Origin of the sequence: Rossellomorea vietnamensis (genome assembly GCF_008180415.1) — a bacterium.
In the GTDB taxonomy this organism is placed as follows: domain Bacteria; phylum Bacillota; class Bacilli; order Bacillales; family Bacillaceae_B; genus Rossellomorea; species Rossellomorea vietnamensis_C.
Genome location: NZ_VTEI01000007.1, coordinates 135508 through 158096, shown reverse-complemented (window position 1 = coordinate 158096; position 22589 = coordinate 135508). Strand labels below are relative to the sequence as shown.

17 protein-coding genes, 1 tRNA gene and 1 pseudogene are annotated in these 22589 nt (G+C 41.7%); 12 read left to right on the top strand and 7 right to left on the bottom strand.

Annotation, left to right across the window (positions count from 1 at the left end):
* The first annotated feature begins 2 nt into the window (after positions 1 to 2).
* Positions 3 to 896: an MBL fold metallo-hydrolase gene (locus FZC78_RS14490; RefSeq protein WP_148940603.1), complete on the top strand. Its 894-nt coding sequence runs from the start codon at positions 3 to 5 to the stop codon at positions 894 to 896.
* A gap of 40 nt (positions 897 to 936) precedes the next feature.
* Here the strand turns inward: FZC78_RS14490 and FZC78_RS14485 are convergent, their stop codons facing one another.
* The 4 genes from FZC78_RS14485 to FZC78_RS14470 form a co-directional block, all read right to left on the bottom strand.
* Positions 937 to 1611: a DUF421 domain-containing protein gene (locus FZC78_RS14485; RefSeq protein ID WP_148940601.1), complete on the bottom strand. Its 675-nt coding sequence runs from the start codon at positions 1609 to 1611 to the stop codon at positions 937 to 939.
* Between the two features lie 123 nt (positions 1612 to 1734).
* Positions 1735 to 2154, bottom strand: coding sequence for a GNAT family N-acetyltransferase (locus FZC78_RS14480; protein WP_435874133.1), 420 nt, complete (start codon positions 2152 to 2154; stop codon positions 1735 to 1737).
* Between the two features lie 11 nt (positions 2155 to 2165).
* Positions 2166 to 2681, bottom strand: a complete 516-nt coding sequence (locus tag FZC78_RS14475; protein WP_148940597.1) for a YjcG family protein — start codon at positions 2679 to 2681, stop codon at positions 2166 to 2168.
* Positions 2682 to 2961: 280 nt separating this feature from the next.
* Positions 2962 to 3687 carry an alpha/beta hydrolase gene (locus tag FZC78_RS14470; RefSeq protein WP_148940595.1) on the bottom strand — a complete coding sequence of 242 codons (726 nt, stop codon included), beginning with the start codon at positions 3685 to 3687 and terminating at the stop codon, positions 2962 to 2964.
* A 239-nt stretch (positions 3688 to 3926) separates the two neighbouring features.
* On the opposite strand from FZC78_RS14470, the gene FZC78_RS14465 reads away from it, so the two are divergent.
* On the top strand, positions 3927 to 4481 hold the full coding sequence (locus FZC78_RS14465; RefSeq protein WP_148940593.1) for a phosphatidylglycerophosphatase A family protein: 555 nt from the start codon (positions 3927 to 3929) through the stop codon (positions 4479 to 4481).
* A gap of 538 nt (positions 4482 to 5019) precedes the next feature.
* Positions 5020 to 5091: transfer RNA gene (locus FZC78_RS14460), tRNA-Val, on the top strand.
* 575 nt (positions 5092 to 5666) lie between these two features.
* Here FZC78_RS14460 and kynA read toward each other — a convergent pair.
* Positions 5667 to 6509 carry a tryptophan 2,3-dioxygenase gene (kynA, locus tag FZC78_RS14450; protein ID WP_148940591.1) on the bottom strand — a complete coding sequence of 281 codons (843 nt, stop codon included), beginning with the start codon at positions 6507 to 6509 and terminating at the stop codon, positions 5667 to 5669.
* 203 nt (positions 6510 to 6712) lie between these two features.
* Here kynA and FZC78_RS14445 point away from each other — a divergent pair, with 203 nt between their 5' ends.
* The 4 genes and pseudogenes from FZC78_RS14445 (at position 6713) to FZC78_RS14430 (ending at position 11038) form a co-directional block, all read left to right on the top strand.
* Complete coding sequence (locus FZC78_RS14445) at positions 6713 to 7765, top strand: M42 family metallopeptidase (protein WP_148940589.1); 1053 nt, start codon at positions 6713 to 6715, stop codon at positions 7763 to 7765.
* A gap of 243 nt (positions 7766 to 8008) precedes the next feature.
* Positions 8009 to 8269, top strand: a pseudogene (locus FZC78_RS14440) (KGG domain-containing protein); the annotation flags it as partial.
* A gap of 174 nt (positions 8270 to 8443) precedes the next feature.
* Positions 8444 to 9469: a P1 family peptidase gene (locus FZC78_RS14435; protein ID WP_148940585.1), complete on the top strand. Its 1026-nt coding sequence runs from the start codon at positions 8444 to 8446 to the stop codon at positions 9467 to 9469.
* 99 nt (positions 9470 to 9568) lie between these two features.
* Complete coding sequence (locus FZC78_RS14430) at positions 9569 to 11038, top strand: UDP-N-acetylmuramoyl-L-alanyl-D-glutamate--2,6-diaminopimelate ligase (protein WP_148940584.1); 1470 nt, start codon at positions 9569 to 9571, stop codon at positions 11036 to 11038.
* Between the two features lie 485 nt (positions 11039 to 11523).
* On the opposite strand, the gene FZC78_RS14425 is transcribed toward FZC78_RS14430, so the two are convergent.
* Both FZC78_RS14425 and FZC78_RS14420 read right to left on the bottom strand, forming a co-directional pair.
* The gene (locus FZC78_RS14425) at positions 11524 to 12594 is read right to left on the bottom strand and encodes an aromatic acid exporter family protein (protein ID WP_187444943.1); all 1071 of its coding nucleotides are present in this window, start codon (positions 12592 to 12594) and stop codon (positions 11524 to 11526) included.
* 141 nt (positions 12595 to 12735) lie between these two features.
* The gene (locus FZC78_RS14420; protein ID WP_148940580.1) at positions 12736 to 13953 is read right to left on the bottom strand and encodes a NupC/NupG family nucleoside CNT transporter; all 1218 of its coding nucleotides are present in this window, start codon (positions 13951 to 13953) and stop codon (positions 12736 to 12738) included.
* Between the two features lie 362 nt (positions 13954 to 14315).
* Here FZC78_RS14420 and FZC78_RS14415 point away from each other — a divergent pair, with 362 nt between their 5' ends.
* The 5 genes from FZC78_RS14415 (at position 14316) to FZC78_RS14395 (ending at position 22570) form a co-directional block, all read left to right on the top strand.
* Positions 14316 to 14552, top strand: a complete 237-nt coding sequence (locus FZC78_RS14415) for a YueH family protein (RefSeq protein ID WP_148940579.1) — start codon at positions 14316 to 14318, stop codon at positions 14550 to 14552.
* Positions 14553 to 14637: 85 nt separating this feature from the next.
* Positions 14638 to 16206: a peptide chain release factor 3 gene (locus FZC78_RS14410; protein WP_148940577.1), complete on the top strand. Its 1569-nt coding sequence runs from the start codon at positions 14638 to 14640 to the stop codon at positions 16204 to 16206.
* 184 nt (positions 16207 to 16390) lie between these two features.
* Entirely contained in the window at positions 16391 to 17290 is a 900-nt protein-coding gene (locus FZC78_RS14405; protein ID WP_148940575.1) for a nuclease-related domain-containing protein, read from the top strand.
* Positions 17291 to 17963: 673 nt separating this feature from the next.
* Positions 17964 to 18983, top strand: coding sequence for an EAL domain-containing protein (locus FZC78_RS14400; protein WP_148940573.1), 1020 nt, complete (start codon positions 17964 to 17966; stop codon positions 18981 to 18983).
* 506 nt (positions 18984 to 19489) lie between these two features.
* Complete coding sequence (locus FZC78_RS14395) at positions 19490 to 22570, top strand: efflux RND transporter permease subunit (RefSeq protein ID WP_148940571.1); 3081 nt, start codon at positions 19490 to 19492, stop codon at positions 22568 to 22570.
* Positions 22571 to 22589 lie beyond the last annotated feature (19 nt).

The window sequence follows — 22589 nt, the reverse complement described above, 5'->3', positions numbered from 1 at the left end:
CCTTGGAATTAAAAAAAATTAATGATAGCTGCTTCTACTTTTCTTCTGCTGTCAATGTCGGATACTTAATGACACAGGGTAAGGGATTACTCATAGATACTGGAATTGATGACTCTTCGATTAAAAAGATCATGAAAATCCTTGAGAATGAGAACCTGCCTTTAGATTACTGCATCATTACACATGCACATACAGACCATTTTGGCGGAGCATCCTATTTAAAGAAAAAGGCTGACATTAAGCTGTATGCTCCCAAGCTGGAAAGAGCTGTCATTGAAAATCCAATCCTGGAGCCGGTGTATTTATGGAATGGAGCTTATCCGCTGAATGAATTAAGAAATAAATTCCTGGAAGGAAAACCGGTGGATGTGGATGTCTCAATAGTACATGGTTTCTTGGAAATTGGTCCTTTCACACTGGAAGCAGTTTCTCTTCCCGGACATTCAGCGGATCAGGTAGGAATCATCCATAATGAAATCCTTTACGCGGCAGATGCTTACTTCGGCAAAGAAGCCCTGAAAAAACATCTAGTTCCATTTATAACAGATGCAGAACAGACCTTACAAACCTTTGAAAAATTAAAAAACATTGTCGTGAAAGGTTCTGTACCCGGACATGGGGAGTTTGAAGAGGATTTTTCAGAAAGCATCGCAGCCAATTTTGAAATACATATGAACAAGATGAAACAGATTGTTCAAATATTGGATGAAAACCAGGGCAGGTTGCCATTCGATCTTCTGCTACAAGAATTCCTTAATGGGAATAACATTCAATCGCGTTCGATTGGCCAGTTTCTTTTGTTTCGGACAAGTTTTACAGCGTACATAACCAAACTGGTCCATGAAGGATCAGCCAAGGCAGTGATAGAAAATAATCAGCTCTATATTACCCGCTGAAAAGGACCAGAGAGGCCTTTTTTGCATTCTCACTATTGAATCAATATCCTTGCAGCAGTAATTCCTCTCCATCTGTCCACTCACCAAATAGTATCTCTTTTGAGGAAGAATATCCTTTTTTACTGATTTCGTTTAGGAGCCATTCTTTATCGAGTTCAATCATTTTCAAATTATCATAAATGATTTCTCCATCCATTATGACGGAAATCGGCATGGAAGCGGGTGTGGGGGCAATATTAAGGTCTTGCTTTTGAATGGCAGCATAATTTGGTTTCTTTACCACACTGAGGCTGCCGTCTGTCTCAAGGATGGCGTATTCACACTCCCTGATAGAAAAGATATCCTTCGCTCTCAGCAGCTGCTGCATCTGGTTTAAATCCAGATGATTATTTTTGATTGCTTCGTATTGAATTTGTCCCTTTCTGATGATAATGGAAGGGGTGTTTTCAAGAAAGTGTCTCACCCTTCGTGAGCGCTGGGTCATGATTTCTGTAAAAAAGATTAAAGCTCCCCATAGGGATATGGCAAATAGAATTTCTAATACTCCGCTTTTGTCATCATATAATGAGTTTCCTACTAATTCCCCAAGGATGATGGCGGAAATAAAATCAAATGGTGTTATTTGCGAGATTTGGGTCTTTCCCAATATCCTGGTTAAGATAAGCAATGCTGCAAAACCTACAATTAATTCAGAAGCGATAGCCAAAAAGTTCATAAGATTTCTCCTGCAATTTTTTATGAAATGGTATTAATCCATTCTAAACAAAATAAGGAAGAATTATTCGTTTTCAGCCAGACGAACAAAACCGTCTCCTTTAAAGTTGGAGACGGTTTTCGGTTATTTCAGTATTTTTTTCATGGATTTATGAGGAATCCCGGCATCCAGAAACTCATCAGATGTGACCGAGTAGCCCAAACTCTCATAAAAAGGGATGGCATGAGTCTGTGCATTCAGAATCAACGCAGGAACATCTTTACTGCGGGCATGCTTCTCAATGTAATTCATAATGATCTTTCCAGCGCCTTTACCCCGGGTCTTTGCCAATACACAGATTCGCTCGACCTTTCCAAGGCCATCCTTCAACCGGAATCGTCCTGCGCCAGCAGGTTCATTTTCATCGTATAAAACGAAATGGTCCGATATATTTTCAAATTCATCTATTTCTTCTTCGAGGGGGACGTTTTGTTCTTGAACAAAAACTTCTTTACGCACATCCATTGCCTCTTGAAGTTGTTTATCAGTTTCAGCCAGGATCATCTTCAAAACAATTATTCCTTTCCTAAGCGGAATGTTTCGTAGACTGTCCAAGAGCCATTTTCAAGCTGATAGAGCAGGTGGAAACGGTCCACAGTTTCTTCATGGTCTATGCCTAACATGCGCAGAGACCCAAAAACATCCGAATGTTCGTCATCTGAAAGATTTTGAGCGACTGTTATATGAGGCACGAATGCATATTCTGGTTCCTGTTCATTGAATTCTGCCGTATGCATGGCTTTATGCAGACCTTCCAGTTCAGGATTAGGCTCAACTTTAAAATAGATTACATTGTTGACAGGCTGAAATGAACTGATTTTGTAAACTTTCATATTGAATGGATCATATTGTTTGGCAATGTGTCTAAGCTTGTTTGCTATATCCTTGATTCCACTGTCGTCTGTGGTAAAAACATTCTTCAGAGTCAAGTGGGGCGTGATCAAAGCATAATGGGGATCGTAACGTTTACGATAAGCATTTGCTTTATCCTGGAGCGATTTAGATGGAAAAATAACGATACCATAATTCATATAAATGTTACCTCCCTGATCGTGAAGTTCGATAAATTCAAAATAATTAAATATATCAGTTATTATAGCACAAAAAAAGATGAGATGCTTTTAATGGATACCCATGATTTTGGTTCATTCCGCGAGTGTGAGAAGCAGCCCGAAGCAAATTCATTTGCTATCGGGCTGCTTCTCACACTTGCGGCTTTTCAGCTATGCTGAAAAGCGGGAGAAACCCTCGGGTTTCTCCCGAATGAGCCAAAATAAGAGATACCTACTATTATGCCAAATTCAAGAGTTCCTATGAGAACATATGCCTCAATGCGCGCTTCAAGTCAGGCTGCCAATATTTCCATGTATGGCCGCCCTCGAATTCCTCATAGAAAGAAGAAAACCTTTCTTTTTCAAACACTCCGTGAAGCTCTCTATTCGGTGTGAGAAAATCAGCAGTTTGCCCATTAGTCGTTTTCACCTCGGTTTCCCCTTTGCCGATAATATGGTAAAGGTTCAGCAGGTGAGGCTGGCCATTCCGTTTCACTGCTTCAAGAACCCTGTCATTGACAAAAGGAGACTGCATGAGTACCTTGCCGAACGTATTAGGGTACTTCAAGGCTGTCATCAAAGATACAGAGGCGCCTAAAGAACTTCCCATTAACGCTCTTCCCATCCCCATATGGTAAACCGGGTATTGATCGTCCAGGAAAGGCACAAGTTCGTGAGCGAGGAAGCGGATATAAGCAGCATTCTGCTCGCCTTCAGGATGATATTTTCTTCTCCGGTCCTGAACATCCTTATAAGGGATTCCGACAATGATCATATTTTCAACTTCCTGATCACCGATTAATTCATCAGCCAGCCGCGGAAGTCTGCCAAGCTGAAAGTAATCCTTGCCATCCTGACAAATTAATAAGGCGTGCTTATAGAGTGGTGAATAAGAGGGGGGCAAATAGACAAGCATATTAATTTCTTCATTCAATTCCTTGCTGAAGAGGCTGATTTCGTTGATTGTTCCTCTAGAAGAAGTCATTTTTATACCTCCAATGATTAAATTGTCCAAATTTCAATTGCGGCTAATAAGCCTTCCAAAAAAGATTGTACCATACTCTTTTTCCAAAATCCCTGCAACCGCTCACAATTGAAAGTATTCGAGCGGACAGGTTTCAAAACCCCTCAGCTGGAGAAAAGAAAAGAGACAGATAGTTTAATAATGGGCTCATTGTCAGTATAATATGAAAAAAGAGATTCGCAGACTTAGGAGGAGAAACAATGTCAAAAATTGTACATTCTAAAGATGTTACATATGCAGCCAGACAAAAGCTGGAAGAACGAGGTGTATCGATACAAGATATAGCAGAAATCGTCTACCAGATGCAGTACCCTTACCATCCAGAACTGGAAATGGAAGACTGCACCGCAAGTGTTGAAAAAGTCCTGCTTAAGAGGGAGATCCAGCATGCGATCCTCGTCGGAATCGAACTTGATGTTCTTGCAGAAAATAAGCAGCTTTCAGAACCGCTTCATTCCATCGTGGAATCGGATGAAGGCCTGTTTGGGGTTGATGAAACCATTGCCCTTGGTGCTTCATTGGGATATGGAAGCATAGCCGTAACTACATTTGGGCACCTTGATAAAAATAAGATTGGTGTCATACGGAAGCTGGATACGAAAAATGGAAACGGTGTGCATACCTTCCTCGATGATATGGTCGCAAGTATTGCAGCCAACGCAGCATCAAGGATCGCCCACCGTCTGCGTGACATTGAAGAACAGTTTACAGATGAGGAAATTAAAGCCCATGATGCGGAAGAGATCATCGGGTAGAAGTCATCCCGCTAATGGATAGCGGGATTTTTTATCTTTAGAACACTGTCCTGAACTCTCTATCAAACAGTATAAGAGATCTCTGTGATTGCGGTGCACATGCGGTCAGCAGTATGGAGTTTATGACGAGATGATTCAATTGGAGGAACAGCTGCGAGCAGGAAGGGCGGCTAAAATATTTTCTCTGTTAAATGTCCGGAACTGTTTTCTGAAATAAAGCAGTATACGCGAACCTTCGTTCTTGTATACTTGTTTTTTTAAAGGCTCTTTTCGTAAACTTTGTCGCTATTTGATATTAATTCTCGAAAGAAACAGCCTTAATTCACCGGAATAACCTAGTCAACATGAAAAGAAAAGAGCTGTTATCACTGATTAGAAAGAAATCCTTGGTATCCGGGGAAAAATCCGACTCTTGGGATTTTTCCGAAAGCAGCAATATAAGAGAAAATAACTTTTTTTAAAAAAAGTGTCCTGTGTTATTGACAAGCTATGAATTTTTCATATAATAGAATATGTAGCTTAAATACATTAACTTCTTGATCTGATAGTTCAGCGGGAGAATACATCCTTGACAGGGATGGGGTCGGGGGTTCGAATCCCTCTCAGATCATACAAAAAAGCGCTGCTTCTTATGAAGCAGCGTTTATTATTGTTAAGGAAACAATAATAATAAGCCAGGGTTAGCTGTAACTATGTTATTCTCATCCAGCTTTAGCCCCTAGTGTCAAATAACCCTAAGAAGGAAAATCCCTTTTATTTTCTTATGAAACATTAGCTCGTCTGGGCTGAACAGTCCGCTTACGCTTTTGATGCGTCCAGCTTAAGCGGCCAGCCCCTCGGGGTCAAATAACCCAAAGAGAATAAAAGGAAAGAGCGCCTTTTTTTCTTTGGAACATTTGCCTGTCGGGGCTGAACGGGCCGCTTGCGCTTTTGATGCGTCCAGCTTCAGCGGCCAGCCCCTCGGGGTCAAATAACCCAAAGAGAATAAAAGGAAAGAGCGCCTTTTTTTCTTTGGAACATTTGCCTGTCGGGGCTGAACGGGCCGCTTACGCTTTTGATGCGTCCAGCTTCAGCGGCCAGCCCCTCGAGGTCAAATAACCCAAAGAGAATAAAAGGAAAGAGCGCCTTTTTTTCTCTTTGGAAAATTTGCCTGTCGGGGCTGAACGGGCCGCTTGCGCTTTTGGTTTATAATTTCGTCCTGACATCCCAAAGTTCAGGGAAAAAACGATGATCCAATACCTTCTTTAGATAGCCTACTCCTGAAGACCCTCCTGTACCCATCTTATGCCCAATGATTCTTTCGACTGTTTTCATATGGCGGAAACGCCACTGCTGAAGCCAGTCTTCAATATCTATCAGTTTCTCAGCCAATTCGTAAAGGTCCCAGTATTCATCAACATTTTTATAAACTGTAACCCATGCATCCTCAACGGAAGGATGAGCACAATAGGGAGCAGTGTAATTCCTATTCAGAACTTCATCTGGAATTTCGAGGCCGGCCCGCGATAAAGCATTGATGGATGCATCATAAATGCCGGGCTTCTGGTATGCATCAAGGAGATCTTTATGCAGTTTAGGATCTTTTTTATAGATTTCCAGCACATGTTTGGTTTTGTAACCCAGCATGAATTCGATTATGCGGTATTGATATGACTGAAATCCTGAAGCTTGCCCCAGCTTTTCGCGGAACTCCATATATTCAGCAGGGGTCAAAGTGGACAGTACGTCCCACGCCTGGATGATTTGAGATTGTATTTTAGATACTCTCGACAGCATTTTAAAGGCCGGTGACAGTTCGCCTTTTTGAATAGAATCGATACTTGCATCTAGCTCATGCAAAATAAGCTTCATCCACAATTCACTCACCTGGTGAATGATGATGAATAACATTTCATCGTGATGTCCAGACAGCCTTTTTTGACTGGACAGCAGGGAATCCAATTGCAGATAATCCCCGTAGGTCATTTTTTCAAGAAAGTCTGTATGTATATCCTTACCAAAAATATCTTTATTTTTTTTATCTCCCATGTTGTACCCTCCTGATTTTGAAAAATATTAAGTTTGGTGTTCCTTTATTAACAACTTTCGATTAAAACCTTGGAACTCCTTTAAAAGATTGAATTAATTACCTGGCGAACCAGAGTGCTGTAATGCTGTAAGAAGGCTTAGAGATTTATGCAGGACTGCATTTAAGCTATAATGAAACAAATGGGGAAAGGAGATTGAAAAATATGACTACATATCCGAACACAAAAAATACGATGGAACTCATTAAACAGCTTGTATCCATTCCAAGTCCTTCAGGAAATACAAATACAATTATTTCTTTTGTCGAGGACTACTTAAAAGAAACAGGCTATGATATGTACAGAAACAGAAAGGGCGGGTTGATCCTCACCATTCCAGGAGAGGATGACAGCAGGCACCGGATGCTGACTGCTCATGTTGATACACTGGGGGCAATGGTAAAAGATATAAAAGCTGACGGCCGCTTAAAGTTGTCCATGATCGGAGGTTTCCGCTGGAATGCAGTGGAGGGAGAATACTGCACGATTGAAACTTCATCCGGCAAAACATTCTCCGGAACTATCCTCATGCACCAGACCTCTGTGCATGTTTATAAAGATGCAGGAGATGCCAAGCGGGACGATGTGAATATTGAAGTCCGCATTGATGAAAAAGTTTCAAATGCAGTAGAAGTAAGAGAACTGGGCATTGAAGTAGGGGACTTTATTTCCTTCGATCCCCGTGCTGAAATTACAGAGAGCGGCTATATCAAATCCAGGCACCTCGATGATAAAGCAAGTGTAGGGATGCTTCTTCAATTAATCAAGAAAGTGAAAGAAGACAACATCACCTTGCCTTATACCACCCACTTCCTTATCTCCAACAACGAAGAGATTGGCTATGGAGGAAACTCGAATATTACACCTGAGACGGTTGAATATCTAGCAGTGGATATGGGGGCACTTGGAGATGGACAGTCTTCTGATGAATATACCGTTTCCATTTGTGCAAAAGACTCAAGCGGTCCATATCATTTGGGATTAAGGCAGCATCTGGTCAACCTTGCTAAACAAAATGAGATCGAATACAAGGTAGATATCTATCCTTATTACGGATCGGATGCCTCTGCCGCAATCCGCGCGGGCCATGATATTGTCCATGGACTAATCGGTGCGGGTATTGATTCATCGCATGCTTATGAACGGACACATGAATCGTCTTTATACCATACAGAGAAACTGCTCTATCACTATGTTCAGTCTTCAATGGCAGAATGATAAATTGAGTCACGAAAATTATGGAGGGAGCCCGCTAATGAGGGCTTCCTCTTATTTAATTCCACATGTTCTCCGGCGTCTGAATCGATAAATTCCGGGGCGTGACTGTCACTGAACTGGTAATACTTTGAAATTAGTGGTTTTTCGACATATTTTGTTTATATCTGTTTGAGAAGGATAATACATTAATGTAAGCTTCTTAAAGCTAAATACTAAACTTTTTAAAAGGAGAGTGTTTAGAAAATGGCAAACAACAATAACTCTAACAACAACGGCAAGATGTCACGCGAGGAAGCTGGACGAATGGGCGGTAATGCAACAAGCCGCAATCATGATAAAGAATTCTATCAAGATATCGGCGAAAAAGGCGGCGAAGCAACAAGCCGAAGCCATGACAAAGAATTCTATCAGGACATCGGCGAAAAAGGCGGCGAAGCAACAAGCAGCAGCCACGACAAAGAATTCTATCAAGACATCGGAAGAAAAGGCGGAAACCGCAACAGTGGGTCCTGATGGATCTTTTAACTAGTGAATGAAATAAAATATTTCAATCTGAAGTGATCTCTGCCAGTATTGGCAGAGATCTTCTTATTAGAACTAAATGAAGGAAAAAAGGGGTTTATGTAGAAAATAGTAAGAAGATGGAAATATACCGTAAAGGCATAAAGGGGTGGCAGCATGAATAATCTGTTTTCTATAGGTGATTTACCGAAAGGCAAAAATAATTGCATTACTGATGTCCATGATGTGAGAGTAGGGCATGTTACTTTAGTAAAGGCTTATGAAGACGGAGAAAAAATACAAACAGGCGTGACATCCATCCTTCCGCATGGAAGAAATTTATTTTGCGAAAAAGTCCGCAGCGCAAGCTATGTGATTAATGGATTTGGTAAAACAACCGGCCTCATCCAAACCGATGAACTGGGGCTGATCGAATCGCCAATCATGCTGACGAATACATTTTCAGTAGGAAGTGTATGGCAGGGCACCCTGCAATATATGCTGGATCAAACTTCTGAAATTGGGGAAAGTGCGGGATCTGTTAATATTGTCGTTGGTGAATGTAATGACAGCTATCTTAATTCAGTAAGGCTTCAGGCCGTGCAGCCAGCTCATGCAGTGCAAGCCATTGAAGCTGCAAGTACAGCTCCTTCTGAAAATGGTGCAATAGGTGCGGGGGCAGGAACGCTTTGTTTAGGTTTTAAAGGGGGAATCGGAACCTCTTCAAGAGTTATTGAAGCAGAGGGAGAGACTTTTACTGTAGCAAGCCTTGTACAAACCAATTTTGGAAGAAGAGAAGAAATTAAGTTTCTGAATGAACCTCTTATTCCAAGTCTGGAAAAGCTTCCCGACGGATCCATTATGATTATTCTTGCTGTTGATATCCCTATGTCAGACAGACAGTTAAAAAGATTGGCCAAAAGAGCTGTTGTAGGGCTCTCCAGATCAGGAAGCACTATCCATCATGGAAGCGGGGATATTGTCATTGCTTTTACTACTGAGAACAAAGTAAAACATCGGCAAGACGGGCTTTTTGATACAGTGAAAATGATCAGGGAAGATCACCCAGTAATGAATAAGATTTTTCAGGGAGCCTCTGAAGCAGTTGAAGAAGCGATTCTTTCATCCCTTTATTTTGCGGAAGAAACCGATGGAAGGAAAGGCAGGAGTGCCTCTTCTTTTAGCAAGTACTATAATGGCTGAAAATGCCTCTAGGAAAGAGTGCTCTTTTTCTTCTCAATTTCCCGGTGGTAATATACAATAGAAGGTAATTGATTTCAACACATTGTGAGGTTAGTAGAAATGAATACATATGAATTATTATCAACTTTAAAAGTGAAGACGATTTATGGGGAGCTTCCTTCAAATATATCTAATTTGCATGTTGATTCACGCAAGGTCCAGTCTGGCGATATTTTTATTTGTACTAGAGGCTTTACAGTGGACGGACATGATTATGCTCTCGATGCCGTTGAAAAGGGTGCTGTATTGATTGTTGCTGAGAAGCAGCTTGATATCAATCTGGAAAAAGCAGCGCTGGTAGTTGTGAAGGACACATTTAAAGCGATGGGACAGCTTGTTAATAAATACTATGACTATCCTTCCATGAAAATGAATGTTTTTGGTGTGACAGGGACGAATGGAAAAACATCTGTGACAAACTTGATTCATTCCATTTTGAGAAAAGACGGCCAGAGCTCAGCCCTTTCAGGAACCATTGGATTTGACCTGAATGGTGAGCTGTTCCCAAGTGAGAACACGACTTGTGACGTCATGACCAATCAAGAAATGATCCAGAAGGCTTTGGACAGGGATATTGAGAATATGGTGCTTGAAGTTTCATCACATGGACTCACACTTGGCAGGCTTTGGGGAGTGGATTTTGATGTGGTTACTTTTACCAACCTAAGTCACGATCATCTTGATTACCACCAGACAATGGAGCATTATGGATATGCGAAAGGCTTGCTTTTCTCCCAGCTCGGCCAGGATTTATCCAGACCTAAATATGCTGTCCTGAACAGTGATGATGAATGGTATGAAAGGTACTCTAAAATGACAGCTCACGAGATCATCAGCTATGGTCTGGAATCTTATGCAGATTTTAAGGCTGAAAAAATCAGCTACTATAATGATTTGACTGCTTTTACTCTTCATTCCCCAGAAGGGACATTTGCAGTGGAATCCAAGCTTCTTGGTAAATTTAATGTGTATAATCTTCTTGCTGCCATGGCGACACTGTTCGCAAAAGGTATGCCAGTAGAGAAGCTGGTGAAGATCATCAAAGAGCTGCCGCCTGTGAATGGACGTATGGAAAAGGTAGTTTCCGATGCACCGCTGTCCATGTATATTGATTATGCACATACTCCAGATGCAATTGAAAATGCGATTCAATCTGTTCTGCCATTCAAGGAGAATAAGATTATCTTCCTAGTCGGAACTGGAGGAAATAGAGATAAGTCCAAACGACCGGCAATGGCTGAAAAGGCCTCCATAGCTGATTATGTGATCCTGACAACGGATGATCCACGCTATGAGAGTTATGACAGTATCGTCAACGACCTTGGAAAAGGGATGCTCCATAACAACTTTGCTTTGATCGGCGATCGCGAAGAAGCGGTTAAACATGCAATTGATGTCAGTGAACCGGGTGACATTATCATCTTTGCCGGAAAAGGCCACGAAGATTATCAAATCATTGAAAATACAAAATATCCGCACAGTGATAAGGAAATTGCGATTCAGCGCTGTAAAGAAAAATACAATTTATAAAGGCTCTTTTCGTAAACTTTGTTGCTATTTGATACTTATTCAGAAGAAATATCACTTCAAGAAGGAAAAAATACGGTAATATCGAAAAGAAAAGAGCCACTCTTCCCCGATAGGAGATAAAACTCTTAGTATCCGGGGGAAAATCCGGGGGTTGGGATCTTTCCGAAAGCAACAATAAATGCGAAAACAGCCTTCATAAAAAAGCCAAAGGAGTTAGCTCCTTGGCTTTTTCTCTTGTTTCTTTTTAAAGAGCTTTTTTCGTAAATTTTGTGGCTATTGATAGCAATTCCGAAATAAATAACCATAATTCACATGGATAACCTGGTAATCATGTAATCATGAAAAGAAAGGGTTACTCTTCCCGATTAGGAAGGAAAACCTTTAGTATCCGGGAAAAATCCGGCTCTTGGAATTTTTCTAAAAGCCACATTGGATGTGAACACAGCCTTTTAACTAAAATGGTGACGGCAATACGGCTGTGCTGTTTAACTGTGGTTTTGTATCAGAGCAGTATCATTCCTATGCTGCATGGCATGGATATGTGATAGCTCTTCAGTTAAATCCTGAATAGAGAGCAATTCATAAAGAAGTACAGTTTCAGTCGAGAAAAGTTGGTGCTGGTCGTTTTCTTTGACTTCCTTTAATTGAGAACGGATATCCCAGAATTCTTCCAGAAGGTCCTTGTATTTATGGTAGTGTTCCTTCGATATGAAATGCTTAGGATCCTGTATAATTTCGACCAGTGATTGTACAGCGGCAGTGACCTTTTTCTGTTTCTCCTCATCCCACCTAATATCGTGCTGAGGGAGAAGGATGAGATTGCCGAGATGATAATGAATTTGTCTCAGGATACTCATTTTTTTATTCTCATAATGAAATATTTTCATATCCTTCCGGCTGTGGCGGTGGTATTTCCACTCTTTGCGCTGATACCGGCAGAGCTTCTCGATTGTATCCATTGATTTATTCACTTCCTGAAAAGATTGACGAGACTTGGCTTCCGTCTGTTTATCAAGAACAAGCTCGATGACCCTTGTTTCAAGAAGATTACCTGTTTTTACGAATAAATTATGGACCATCGTAGTGATCCGCGGCGAATAATTTGGAGGAAGGACAAAGATGTTGACCAGTGTGGAAATGATAAGGCCGATGCTCGTTGAACCCAATCTTGATACAAATGAGAGAAGGTAATGGTCATTTGTAGTGGGAATCATTGCAACTGCTGTCAATGTCGCGACAAGCATGCCGTCTTCCAGGTGCAGTCTATGGCATATGACAATGGTGAACAGGGTAGCCAGAGTATAAGTTACCGGGGTGTCACCAAATAGGGATGTAAAGAGAATGGCCAGTGCAGCGCCTATTGCGGAAGCAGGAAAACGCACAAGACCTTTTCTGATGGAATCCGCAGCGGTCGGTTCAACTGTGACAATGGCTGTTATCACGGCAAATGCCGCTGGAAGGTTAAACCAATAGCAGATGAGAGCTGTCAAAAAAACAGCGATGGCCGTCTTGATCACCCGGCCGCCAATAATGTTGAATTTCTTTAACTTAAGCATATAAAATCTCCTTTTTCCTGCTTTCAGTATAGAAAAAGTCATGATAGAAAGCAAAAAAAACAAAAAAAGAATCACAGCATGTGCTGCGATTCTTTTTTAACACTTCATTGTTTGACTGATTTCTGTTTCAATCAGTTAAATTTAGACAAACATTCCCGCGATTGCGGCGCTCAGCAGTGAAGCAAGTGCTCCAGCTGCGATGGCTTTTAAGCCGAGGCGCGCAATATCTTTTCGGCGGTTTGGAGCAAGGTTCCCAAGTCCGCCAAGCAGGATGCCAAGTGATGAAAGGTTGGCAAATCCGCATAGTGCAAAACTGATGATGGCAACAGTCTTGTCCGACAGATCCTCAATTTGAGGAGCGAAGTTGGAATAAGCAACAAATTCATTGATGACGAGCTTCTGCCCAATGAAGTTTCCAGCTGTAACTGCTTCACTCCATGGAACTCCGATAGCGAAGGCGAGCGGAGAGAAAACATATCCCAGAATCAATTCAAGAGAAAGGCTGTCTATCCCGAAAAATCCGCCAAGAAATCCTAGAATACCGTTGATCAATGCTACAAGTGCGATGAAAGCAAGAAGCATGGCTCCAATATTCAATGCCAGCTGAAGGCCGACAGAAGCACCTCTTGCTGCAGCATCGATTACGTTTGTGGACTCAGAGTCCGTCTCCATTTCAAACTCTTTAGGCTCAGGCTTATCATCCGTTTCAGGTATGAATAGCTTTGCCATGACCAAACCGGCAGGAGCTGCCATGAAACTAGCGGCAAGCAAGTATTCTAAAGGAACTCCAAGCAAGGAGTAACCAATCAGGACTGAACCGGCTACAGAAGCAAGTCCGCCCGTCATGACGGCAAATAATTCTGATTCTGTCATTTTAGGAAGAAATGGACGCACAACTAACGGAGCCTCCGTCTGGCCGACAAAAATGTTGGCAGCAGCAGACATGGATTCAGCTTTCCTTGTTCCAAGAAGCCAGGAAAGTCCTCCGCCCAAAATGTAAATGAACACCTGCATGATTTTCAGATAATACAAAACTGAAATTAGTGATGAAAAGAAAATGACGACAGGTAAAATGTTGAACGCAAATACAAAGGCAATATTTGAATCATCTGTAAATAATCCTCCGAACAGGAAGTTGATTCCTTCATTAGAGTAGTTGATGATGTTGTTGACTACTCTTGTAAACCACTGCAATAAATCTTGTCCCCAGCCGGTTTCCAAAACAATGAATGCAAAGAACAGCTGAATGGCAAGACCGCCAAGTATCGTCCTCCAATTGATGGAACGCTTATGCGTCGAAAAGATAAATGCTATGGCCATGACGACCAAAATACCTAAGATACCCCAAATATACTGCAAATCTCTCACCTCTTATGTAATATTCTTGCTAGGATAGTAAGATTACTTTAAAATTTTCTTCATGTAAACCCTATATCTGCACTTTGTATTGAAATCTTTATTAGTATGTTTTGTTTAACCCTTTTTATCCGAATCGATAAATCTAACTGCTATGAAAACCGTCATTTGTTCTGAAGATTCAGCTTGTTATGGTTAGGAACCTTGGGAGGGCAGCAGCATGAATTGGAATGATTGGCAGGGAAGCGGGCAACTCTTTAAGAAGTATCTTTTTGGTGAAAACAAGAGGCAGATAAACACACTTTATTTATACCCACATAATTAATCTATAATATAGGATATTTTAAAAAGAAAGGATGATTTTAATGAAAATAAGAAAAAGCTTTGCCGGCGGTGAGGAGAGAAAAGTATTTATATATGAGAATAAGAAAGAAGAGTACTTCATGGTAGCCATTCCGGATATAAGCTGGTCAATCGATTTTACATATGAGACAGACAAATTGCAGGAAAAACTGGCGGATTCGCTTGAAACAAGCGGGTTGACAGTTGAGGAAACTTCGGAAATAGCATCCCGGATTTATCATTGGACAAGGGAAATGTAGTTTTGATTTCAGTTTATATTGCAAACCTTAGCAGGAAAGAATATGATGAAGAGTGAGATTTTAAAGATGAGAGGGTTATATTTTCATGAATAAATTACAGGATGAAGTTCTTTCCAGAAGAACGTTTGCCATTATATCGCATCCCGATGCCGGGAAAACCACTTTAACTGAGCAGCTGCTACTATTCGGCGGTGCCATCAGGGACGCTGGGACAGTCAAAGGAAAGAAAACAGGAAAGTTTGCAACCTCCGACTGGATGGAGATTGAGAAGCAAAGAGGGATCTCCGTCACATCTTCCGTTATGGCTTTTGATTATGATGGATACCGTGTCAATATCCTGGATACACCTGGTCACCAGGACTTCAGTGAAGATACATACCGTACACTGATGGCTGTGGACAGTGCCGTTATGATCATTGATTCGGCGAAGGGGATAGAAGCCCAGACAATCAAGCTGTTTAAAGTCTGCCGAATGAGAGGAATTCCTATTTTTACCTTTATTAATAAACTTGACCGCCAGGGAAGGGAACCTCTTGAAATCCTGGAAGAATTAGAAGAGGTACTGGAGATCGATTCCTATCCTATGAACTGGCCGATTGGAATGGGGAAAGAGTTCCTTGGTATTTACGACAGACATTATAACCGGATCGAGCAATTCAGGGTAGAAGAAGAGGAAAGATTCCTTCCGCTTGACGAAAACGGTGAACTTATTGGAGATAAAGAGCTGAAGTCATCAGGACTTTATCAGCAGGCTTTGGAAGATGTACAGCTTTTGAATGAAGCAGGCAACGACTTTTCAAATGAGAAGATTGCCAATGGAACATTGACACCTGTCTTCTTCGGAAGTGCATTGACGAACTTCGGTGTCCAGACATTCCTGGAAACCTATCTGCAGTTTGCACCTTCTCCTCAACCGAGGAAAGCCGATGTAGGACCAGTGGACCCGGTAAAAGAAGAATTCTCAGGATTCATTTTCAAAATCCAGGCCAATATGAATCCTGCTCACCGAGACCGCATCGCATTTGTGAGGATTTGTTCCGGCAAGTTCGAAAGAGGAATGAGTGTGACCCTCTCGAGAACGGGAAAATCAATCAAGTTGTCGCAGTCCACACAATTCCTGGCAGATGATCGAAGCACGGTGAATGAAGCGGTCAGCGGCGATATCATCGGACTGTATGATACAGGCACATATCAGATCGGCGACACAATTGTAGAAGGAAAAGAGCTGCTTCAGTATGAAAAGCTCCCTCAATTTACGCCAGAGCTGTTTATGCGGGTCACAGCCAAGAATGTCATGAAGCAAAAACACTTCCATAAAGGCATTCATCAGCTTGTGCAGGAAGGGGCCATTCAGTTATACAAAACATTGAGAACAGAGGACATCATCATTGGTGCCGTTGGACAGCTTCAATATGAAGTATTTGAACACCGCATGAAAAACGAATATAATGTTGACGTCATAATGGAGAATATCGGTGGGAAAATTGCGCGCTGGATCGAAAACGAAGCAGATGTAAAAGATTCTATGTCCAGCTCCCGAAGCCTGCTTGTTAAAGACAGGCATGACCGCCTGGTATTCTTGTTTGAAAATGATTTTGCCATGAGATGGTTCCAGGATAAGAATCCTGAAATCAAGCTGTACAGTTTGTTATAAGTTCGAACTTTTAGGAACAGAGGAGAAGGTCTTTTCCTCTGTTTTTTTGTTGTGGAAGAAGACGCCTTAGATGCAGCATTTGCTGGTAATAGGCAAGTATATTTTTAAAAAAATAGTTGGAAAGTATAGGAAGAAAAAGGGGGATGATATAAAATATACAAGAAGGTAGAGATGCTATTTGATAATGAAGGAACGAGTTGAGTCTGATGAACTAAGATTGCTGAGATTACTGAATGCCAGAACTACACTCTCTGAAAAAGACAGGAAAAATTTAATTTCTTCAGAAAAAGGATACCTGGGAGAATTGAAGTTTGATGAATGGGCCATTCCTCTGGTAAATGAGATGGTTTTCCTGAATGATCTGCTGCTGGAACATCAAGGTTCAATATTCCAAATTGACTCCTGCGCCATAGCCTCTAAAACAATCTTCCACTTTGAAGTGAAAAACTTTGAAGGAGACTACCAGATTAAGAATGGTAATTGGATCAGCCCATCCGGAGAGGAGAAGAAAGATCCCTTGATTCAATTGAAGAGAACTGAATCCCTTATTCGCCAGTACACGCAGCAGCTTGGATTTCACTGTAATGTGGAATCATACCTCATTTTTATTAACCCCGAATTTTATCTTTATAACCCATCGGATAACCCATACATCATCTATCACCCACAGTTAAACAGATTCATGAAAAAATTTCAGAGCAGGTCTCTAAAACTGAATAAATTTGACCTCAAACTGGCTGAAAAATTGTGTTCGCATCATATTGAGGAATCTCCGTATTTGCGGCTTCCTGATTATAGTTTTGAGAATCTGCGTAAAGGAATTCTCTGTCCGGGGTGTGGTGGAATTTATGAGTCATCTTTGGGGAGATCGCTTGTTTGTAAGTCATGCGGTGGGAGCGAACTAAAATCGCCGGCTATTTTAAGGACAGTAGAGGAATTCAAGCTGTTATTTCCTGATGAAAAAGTGACGACCCAAAGGATTCAGATAATGTGTGGAGGTATTTATAGTGAAAAAATCATTAGAAACTCTCTTTCTTATCATTTCAATATGAAAGGCTACGGGAAACATTCATACTATATCTAAATAAACCATCTAGTAGACCAATTATTAATCTCTATACAAGTGCTAGGTACCTAAGTGCTTAGGGAGGGATGTAAAAGGCCGCCAAGGGAGCGTCTAGGTGCCCGAATTCTTGGTGTGAACGCAAATAAGGTCACCAAGGGAGCGTCTAGGTGACCGAATTCTTAGGGTAAACGCAAATAAGGTCACCAAGGAAGTGTCTAGGTGCCCCAACTCTTATGATAAAGCAGAAAAAGGGCACCAAGAGAACGTCTAGGTGCCCGAATTCTTGGGGTGAACGCAAATAAGGTCACCAAGGAAGTGTCTAGGTGCTCCAACTCTTATGATAAAGTAGAAAAAGGTCACCAAGAGAACGTCTAGGTGCCCAAATCCTTGGTTTGAACGCAAATAAGGTCACCAAGGGAGTGTCTAGGTGCTCCAACTCTTATGATAAAGCTGAAAAAGGTCACCAAGAGAGCAGGTAGGTGCCCAAACTCTTGGGGTAAGCCCAAAGGCGTTTGGAAAGGCGCTGAAGTGGTGTCAAGGGAGCGCTTAGAAACCCAAATCCATCTGCTGTTTAAAAAATCACAAAATCCAAGGGAAGTTAGTATGTCTATTCAGCACATTAATGATAGACTAAATAGGTAAAAAGTAGTATGAGTACATTATAAAATGACTGGACAGGAGAAGAGTGCTGATGAAAAACACATGCATCAACTGCGGAATTTCGATTCCTTTCTATGAACGAGGATTTTTGGCGGTTCAGGGAGAAACAGAGCTTAATATTGGCAATCTCTCCTTTTCTGGTGAAAAGACAGGAATATTTACATATCATTTTAACTTCAAGGAATATAAAGAACTGCTGGAAATGCTGGAGGAATTGGAGAACTCTATTTCTGAAGGAGAATGGAGTGCGGGGGTTTCGGCTAGACGCCAAAATATCAGAATGATCCCGTTTGCAGATTTGAAGAAGCGGATGGATAAGCGCGATGAGGTGGAATTCATTCAAAATGGAAAGTTGGTCAGTTACTTCCAGCCTATAATTGAATTGAAGAACGAAGAGCTTTTTGGATATGAATCTCTGTTAAGGTCCGGAGACCAGGAGAAGGAAATTTCGCCGGGATCCTTGTTTCAAACAGCGGATGAAACAGGACTTCATTCATTTTTAGACCAAAGGGCCCGCGAGACAGCAATCAGATGTCGGAAAGACCACCTTCAAAGAGGTATCAAAAGCTTTATCAATTTCCTTCCTTCCACAATTTATAACCCAGAGTTTTGTCTACAGCATACCTTCAGTTACGTAGAAAAATATGATGTGGATCCTGCAGACCTAGTCTTTGAGGTAGTGGAAACCGAGCAGATAAAAGATGTAGCTCATTTGAAAAAGGTTTTCGATGTATATAGGAGAGAAGGCATGAAAGTTGCACTGGATGATGTGGGGGCAGGATTCTCTACCTTGGACATGCTTAGTAAGTTGAATCCGGATTATGTGAAAATTGACCGTTCTTACATCAAGGATTGTGACCAAAACAAAGCTAATCAGTCATTCCTTGAAGATGTCACCCGCATTTCCAGAGAATTAGGGATCAGTGTGCTGGCAGAAGGAATTGAAAGAAAAGAAGAACTTCAGTATTGTAAATCATTGGGTGTAGAACTTGGACAAGGTTACTATATTGGAAAACCATTAAGAGAACCAAAAGTTCCTGTAATGGTATGACCATTCTTTATGGAAGAGGCAAGTTTTAGAGCCTCTTTTTTTTGACCTTTTTTGAACGGCGCTTCATTAAATTTCGGGTAATCCGAGAACAGTGTTCCTTTAATGGCGTAGACACGTCCATCATCAGTAATAGTATCCATTGGGGTTCATCTTGTCAGTGTAATTCCAGTCCAGAGCTTTTCTATTACCACGCTGCATTAAATTAGAGATTAAATGGCATGTGCACGCCAGTCAATAGTTATAGTATCCCTCGGGGGTCTCTTTCCGTTCTCTTTCCGGAGTAATTCTGGCCAACAAGCAGCCCTAACCAATCCGGCGTTCCCAAAATCATGCTTGAGGGCGGCTGGTATCTTTTTCTAAAATTTTTCCGATACTAATCAGGCTTGGAACACTTGAAAAGCTTAAATGTTGATACTCAATGGGACAAGAATTATAGTAAGTGTAACCAAAGAAGTCAGCTGCGTTTATGGATGGAGCTGCCGGTTTGTCAGGGAAGGAGAAAATGGATGAAATTAAGCGATTTTTCGATAAGAAGACCTGTTTTTACTATAGTTACAATGTTTTTGATACTGATTTTGGGAGGAGTCTCACTGCTGAGGATTCCCCTTAAGCTGATACCGGATATCAATCCGCCGGTCGGTGTTGTGGTAACTACATATGAAGGAGCCAGTCCGACCGAGGTTGTGGAAAAAGTGACAAAGCCGTTGGAAGATACCTTGGCAACCTTGCCGGGAATCAAGAGTATCCAATCCACCTCAAGGGAAGGCTCCAACTTTATCCTGCTTGAGTTTTCGTGGACCACCTCTATAGACGACTTACAAGATGAAGTCCTTCAAAGATTGAACAGTGCCCCTCTCCCCGAGGATGCCCAGGATCCGCGTTTTTTGAAATTTGATCCTTCTCAGTTTCCAATTATTCAGGTTTCGATAAAAGAAACCGGAAATGAGGAAAACCTGCAGGATCTTGCCCGTGATTTAGAGCTGGAATTGACTAAAGCTGAAGGTGTGGCAAGTGTCAATGTATCTGGTGTCAATGAGCAGGAGATAGCCATCGACCTTGATCAGGAAGAGCTGAAAAGCTTTGGGCTTACCCAGAGCGATATCGTCAATAGTATAAGAGCCAACAATATCACGATGCCGGGGGATACCATTACAACTGGAGATAAAACACTGACGACGCGGGTTGTGAGCCAGTTAAAAGATGCAGAAGCAATTGCCGGATTAGTGATCGGAAAGAATCCACAAACTGGCGATAATATTGCCCTGGAGGATGTAGCGAATGTAGAACAAAGGGCGCAGGAAAGCAACACGATTACGAGAGCTGACAGACAGGATGCTGTTCTTCTTAGTGTCCTCCAGGAATCTGATGCCAACACCGCGGACGTTTCTACTGCTTTCCAGGAGAAGCTCAATCAGCTGCTGGATCAGGAACGCTATCAAAACATAGAGGCTGATATCCTTTTTGACCAAGGGGATTATATCAAAGATGCAATAGGAAATATTGCTACTTCGTTAATCCTTGGGGGAGCATTTGCTATGCTGGTGTTATTTTTGTTCCTGAAAAATATCAAGAGCCCGCTGATCATCGGGGTGGCCATTCCATATTCCGTTATTGTCACTTTTGTACTCATGTACTTTGCTGATTTTGCTTTGAATATCATGACCCTTGGAGCACTTGCATTGGGGATAGGTATGCTTGTGGATAATGCAATTGTGGTTATTGAAAATATTTACCGCCACCTTTCTATGGGAAAAGACTCCAAACAGGCAGCAAGGGACGGTGCCAAGGAGGTAGCTGCAGCAATTACCGCTTCAACATTGACAACAGTTGCTGTTTTCCTTCCTGTTGTATTTATATCAGGGCTGATTGGACAACTTTTTACAGAATTTGCACTGACGATTTCATTTAGTTTGTTCGCTTCGCTGGTGGTCGCCTTGACGGTCATCCCGATGCTCGCAAGCAGAATGCTGAAAACACCAAAAGGAAACCATGAGGCCATTAGAAGGCGTTCTAAATCGATGAATTCTTTCGAGAGGAGCATTCATTGGTCGCTGAAGCACAGATGGGCAGTTCTGTTGATTACAACGGTTTTCCTGGCAGGCGGTGCTTTCGGTCTTACGACAGTCGGCACTCAATTCCTCCCGCCGACCGACGAAGGTTTTTTCAATATGAATGTTAAGCTTGAAAATGGATCTTCTTTAGAAGAGACGAATAGCGTCGTAGAAGCAATAGAGGATGAATTAGAGAAGGAAGAAGCAATTGATGTTTACGTTTCACTGACTGGTACTAACCAGGAACAATCATTCAGGGGGCAGTCAAACAGGAATATTGCTGAAGTTTATGTGAAGTTGAAGCCTCTTGAAGAGCGGGACATTTCCGTCTTTAAACTTGTGGATGATTTAAAGCCGAGGTTGGAGGCAGCTGCCCTCTCCCAGAATGAATCAGCGAGTATCGGGTTTAATTTGCAATCGACATCAGGGCAGAGTCCCCAGACGCTGACTTTTAATGTGAGAGACACTGACAGCGCAAGACTCGAGGAGGCTGTTGGGAAAATTGAAAAAGGACTTCAATCTGCTCAATACGTAACAGATGTGGAGACAGATCAAAATGAATTGATCCAGGAAGTCCAGATGAAAGTAAATCGTGAAGCTGCTTTAGAAGAGGGCTTGACGCCGGCTGGAATAGCACAGACAGTTAACGATATAACCCGCGGGGTACCTGCAGCACAAATCGTTGCTGAGAATGATGATGTCTTTACGATATTTGTACGATATGACAGGGAAATCACTGAGAATCTCGACAGCTTAAAAAAATTGCAGTTGAAAAATGCGCAAGGAGAATATATTGCGCTTGATGAAGTTGTGGATTTCAGTATAGAAGATGGACCTGTCAGCATTCAAAGAATTGACCAGCAAGGTTCTGTGCAATTCACTTTGAAGTATTCTTCTGAGACAAACCTTGGATCCATTTCTGAGATTGTTGATGAGGAAATTGCCTCTCTTGATCTTTCCCAAGAGACCCAGGTAGTATTTTCAGGGGACAGGGAGCTGCTTGAAGACTCAATAGATGATATGATACTTGCTATCGGTCTTGCCATCATTCTCGTGTATATTGTGATGGCAGCACAATTTGAGTCATTTAAGTATCCATTCGTCATTATGTTCACAGTTCCTTTGATGGTCATTGGAGTAGCGCTGGCGCTGTCAATTACGAGGACACCTATCAGTATTTCGGCTGTCATAGGTGTCATTGTTCTTGCTGGTATTGTTGTAAATAATGCGATAGTAATCGTGGATTATATTAATCAGAAGAAAGAAAGTGGAATAGACAGTTATGAATCCATTGTTGAAGCAGTAAAAGACAGGGCACGGCCAATCTTGATGACCGCTTTGACAACCATTCTTGGATTGGTTCCACTGGCACTGGGAATCGGCCAGGGAACAGAAATCAATCAGCCTATGGGCATCACGGTCATAGGCGGGCTGGTCAGCTCCACCTTGTTGACACTTTATGTCATTCCTGTTGTTTACAGCCTTTTTGATAAAGATACTAGAAGAATGAAGAGAAGAAGAAGAGCATATAAATAAAGTATGAAATTTCACTAAG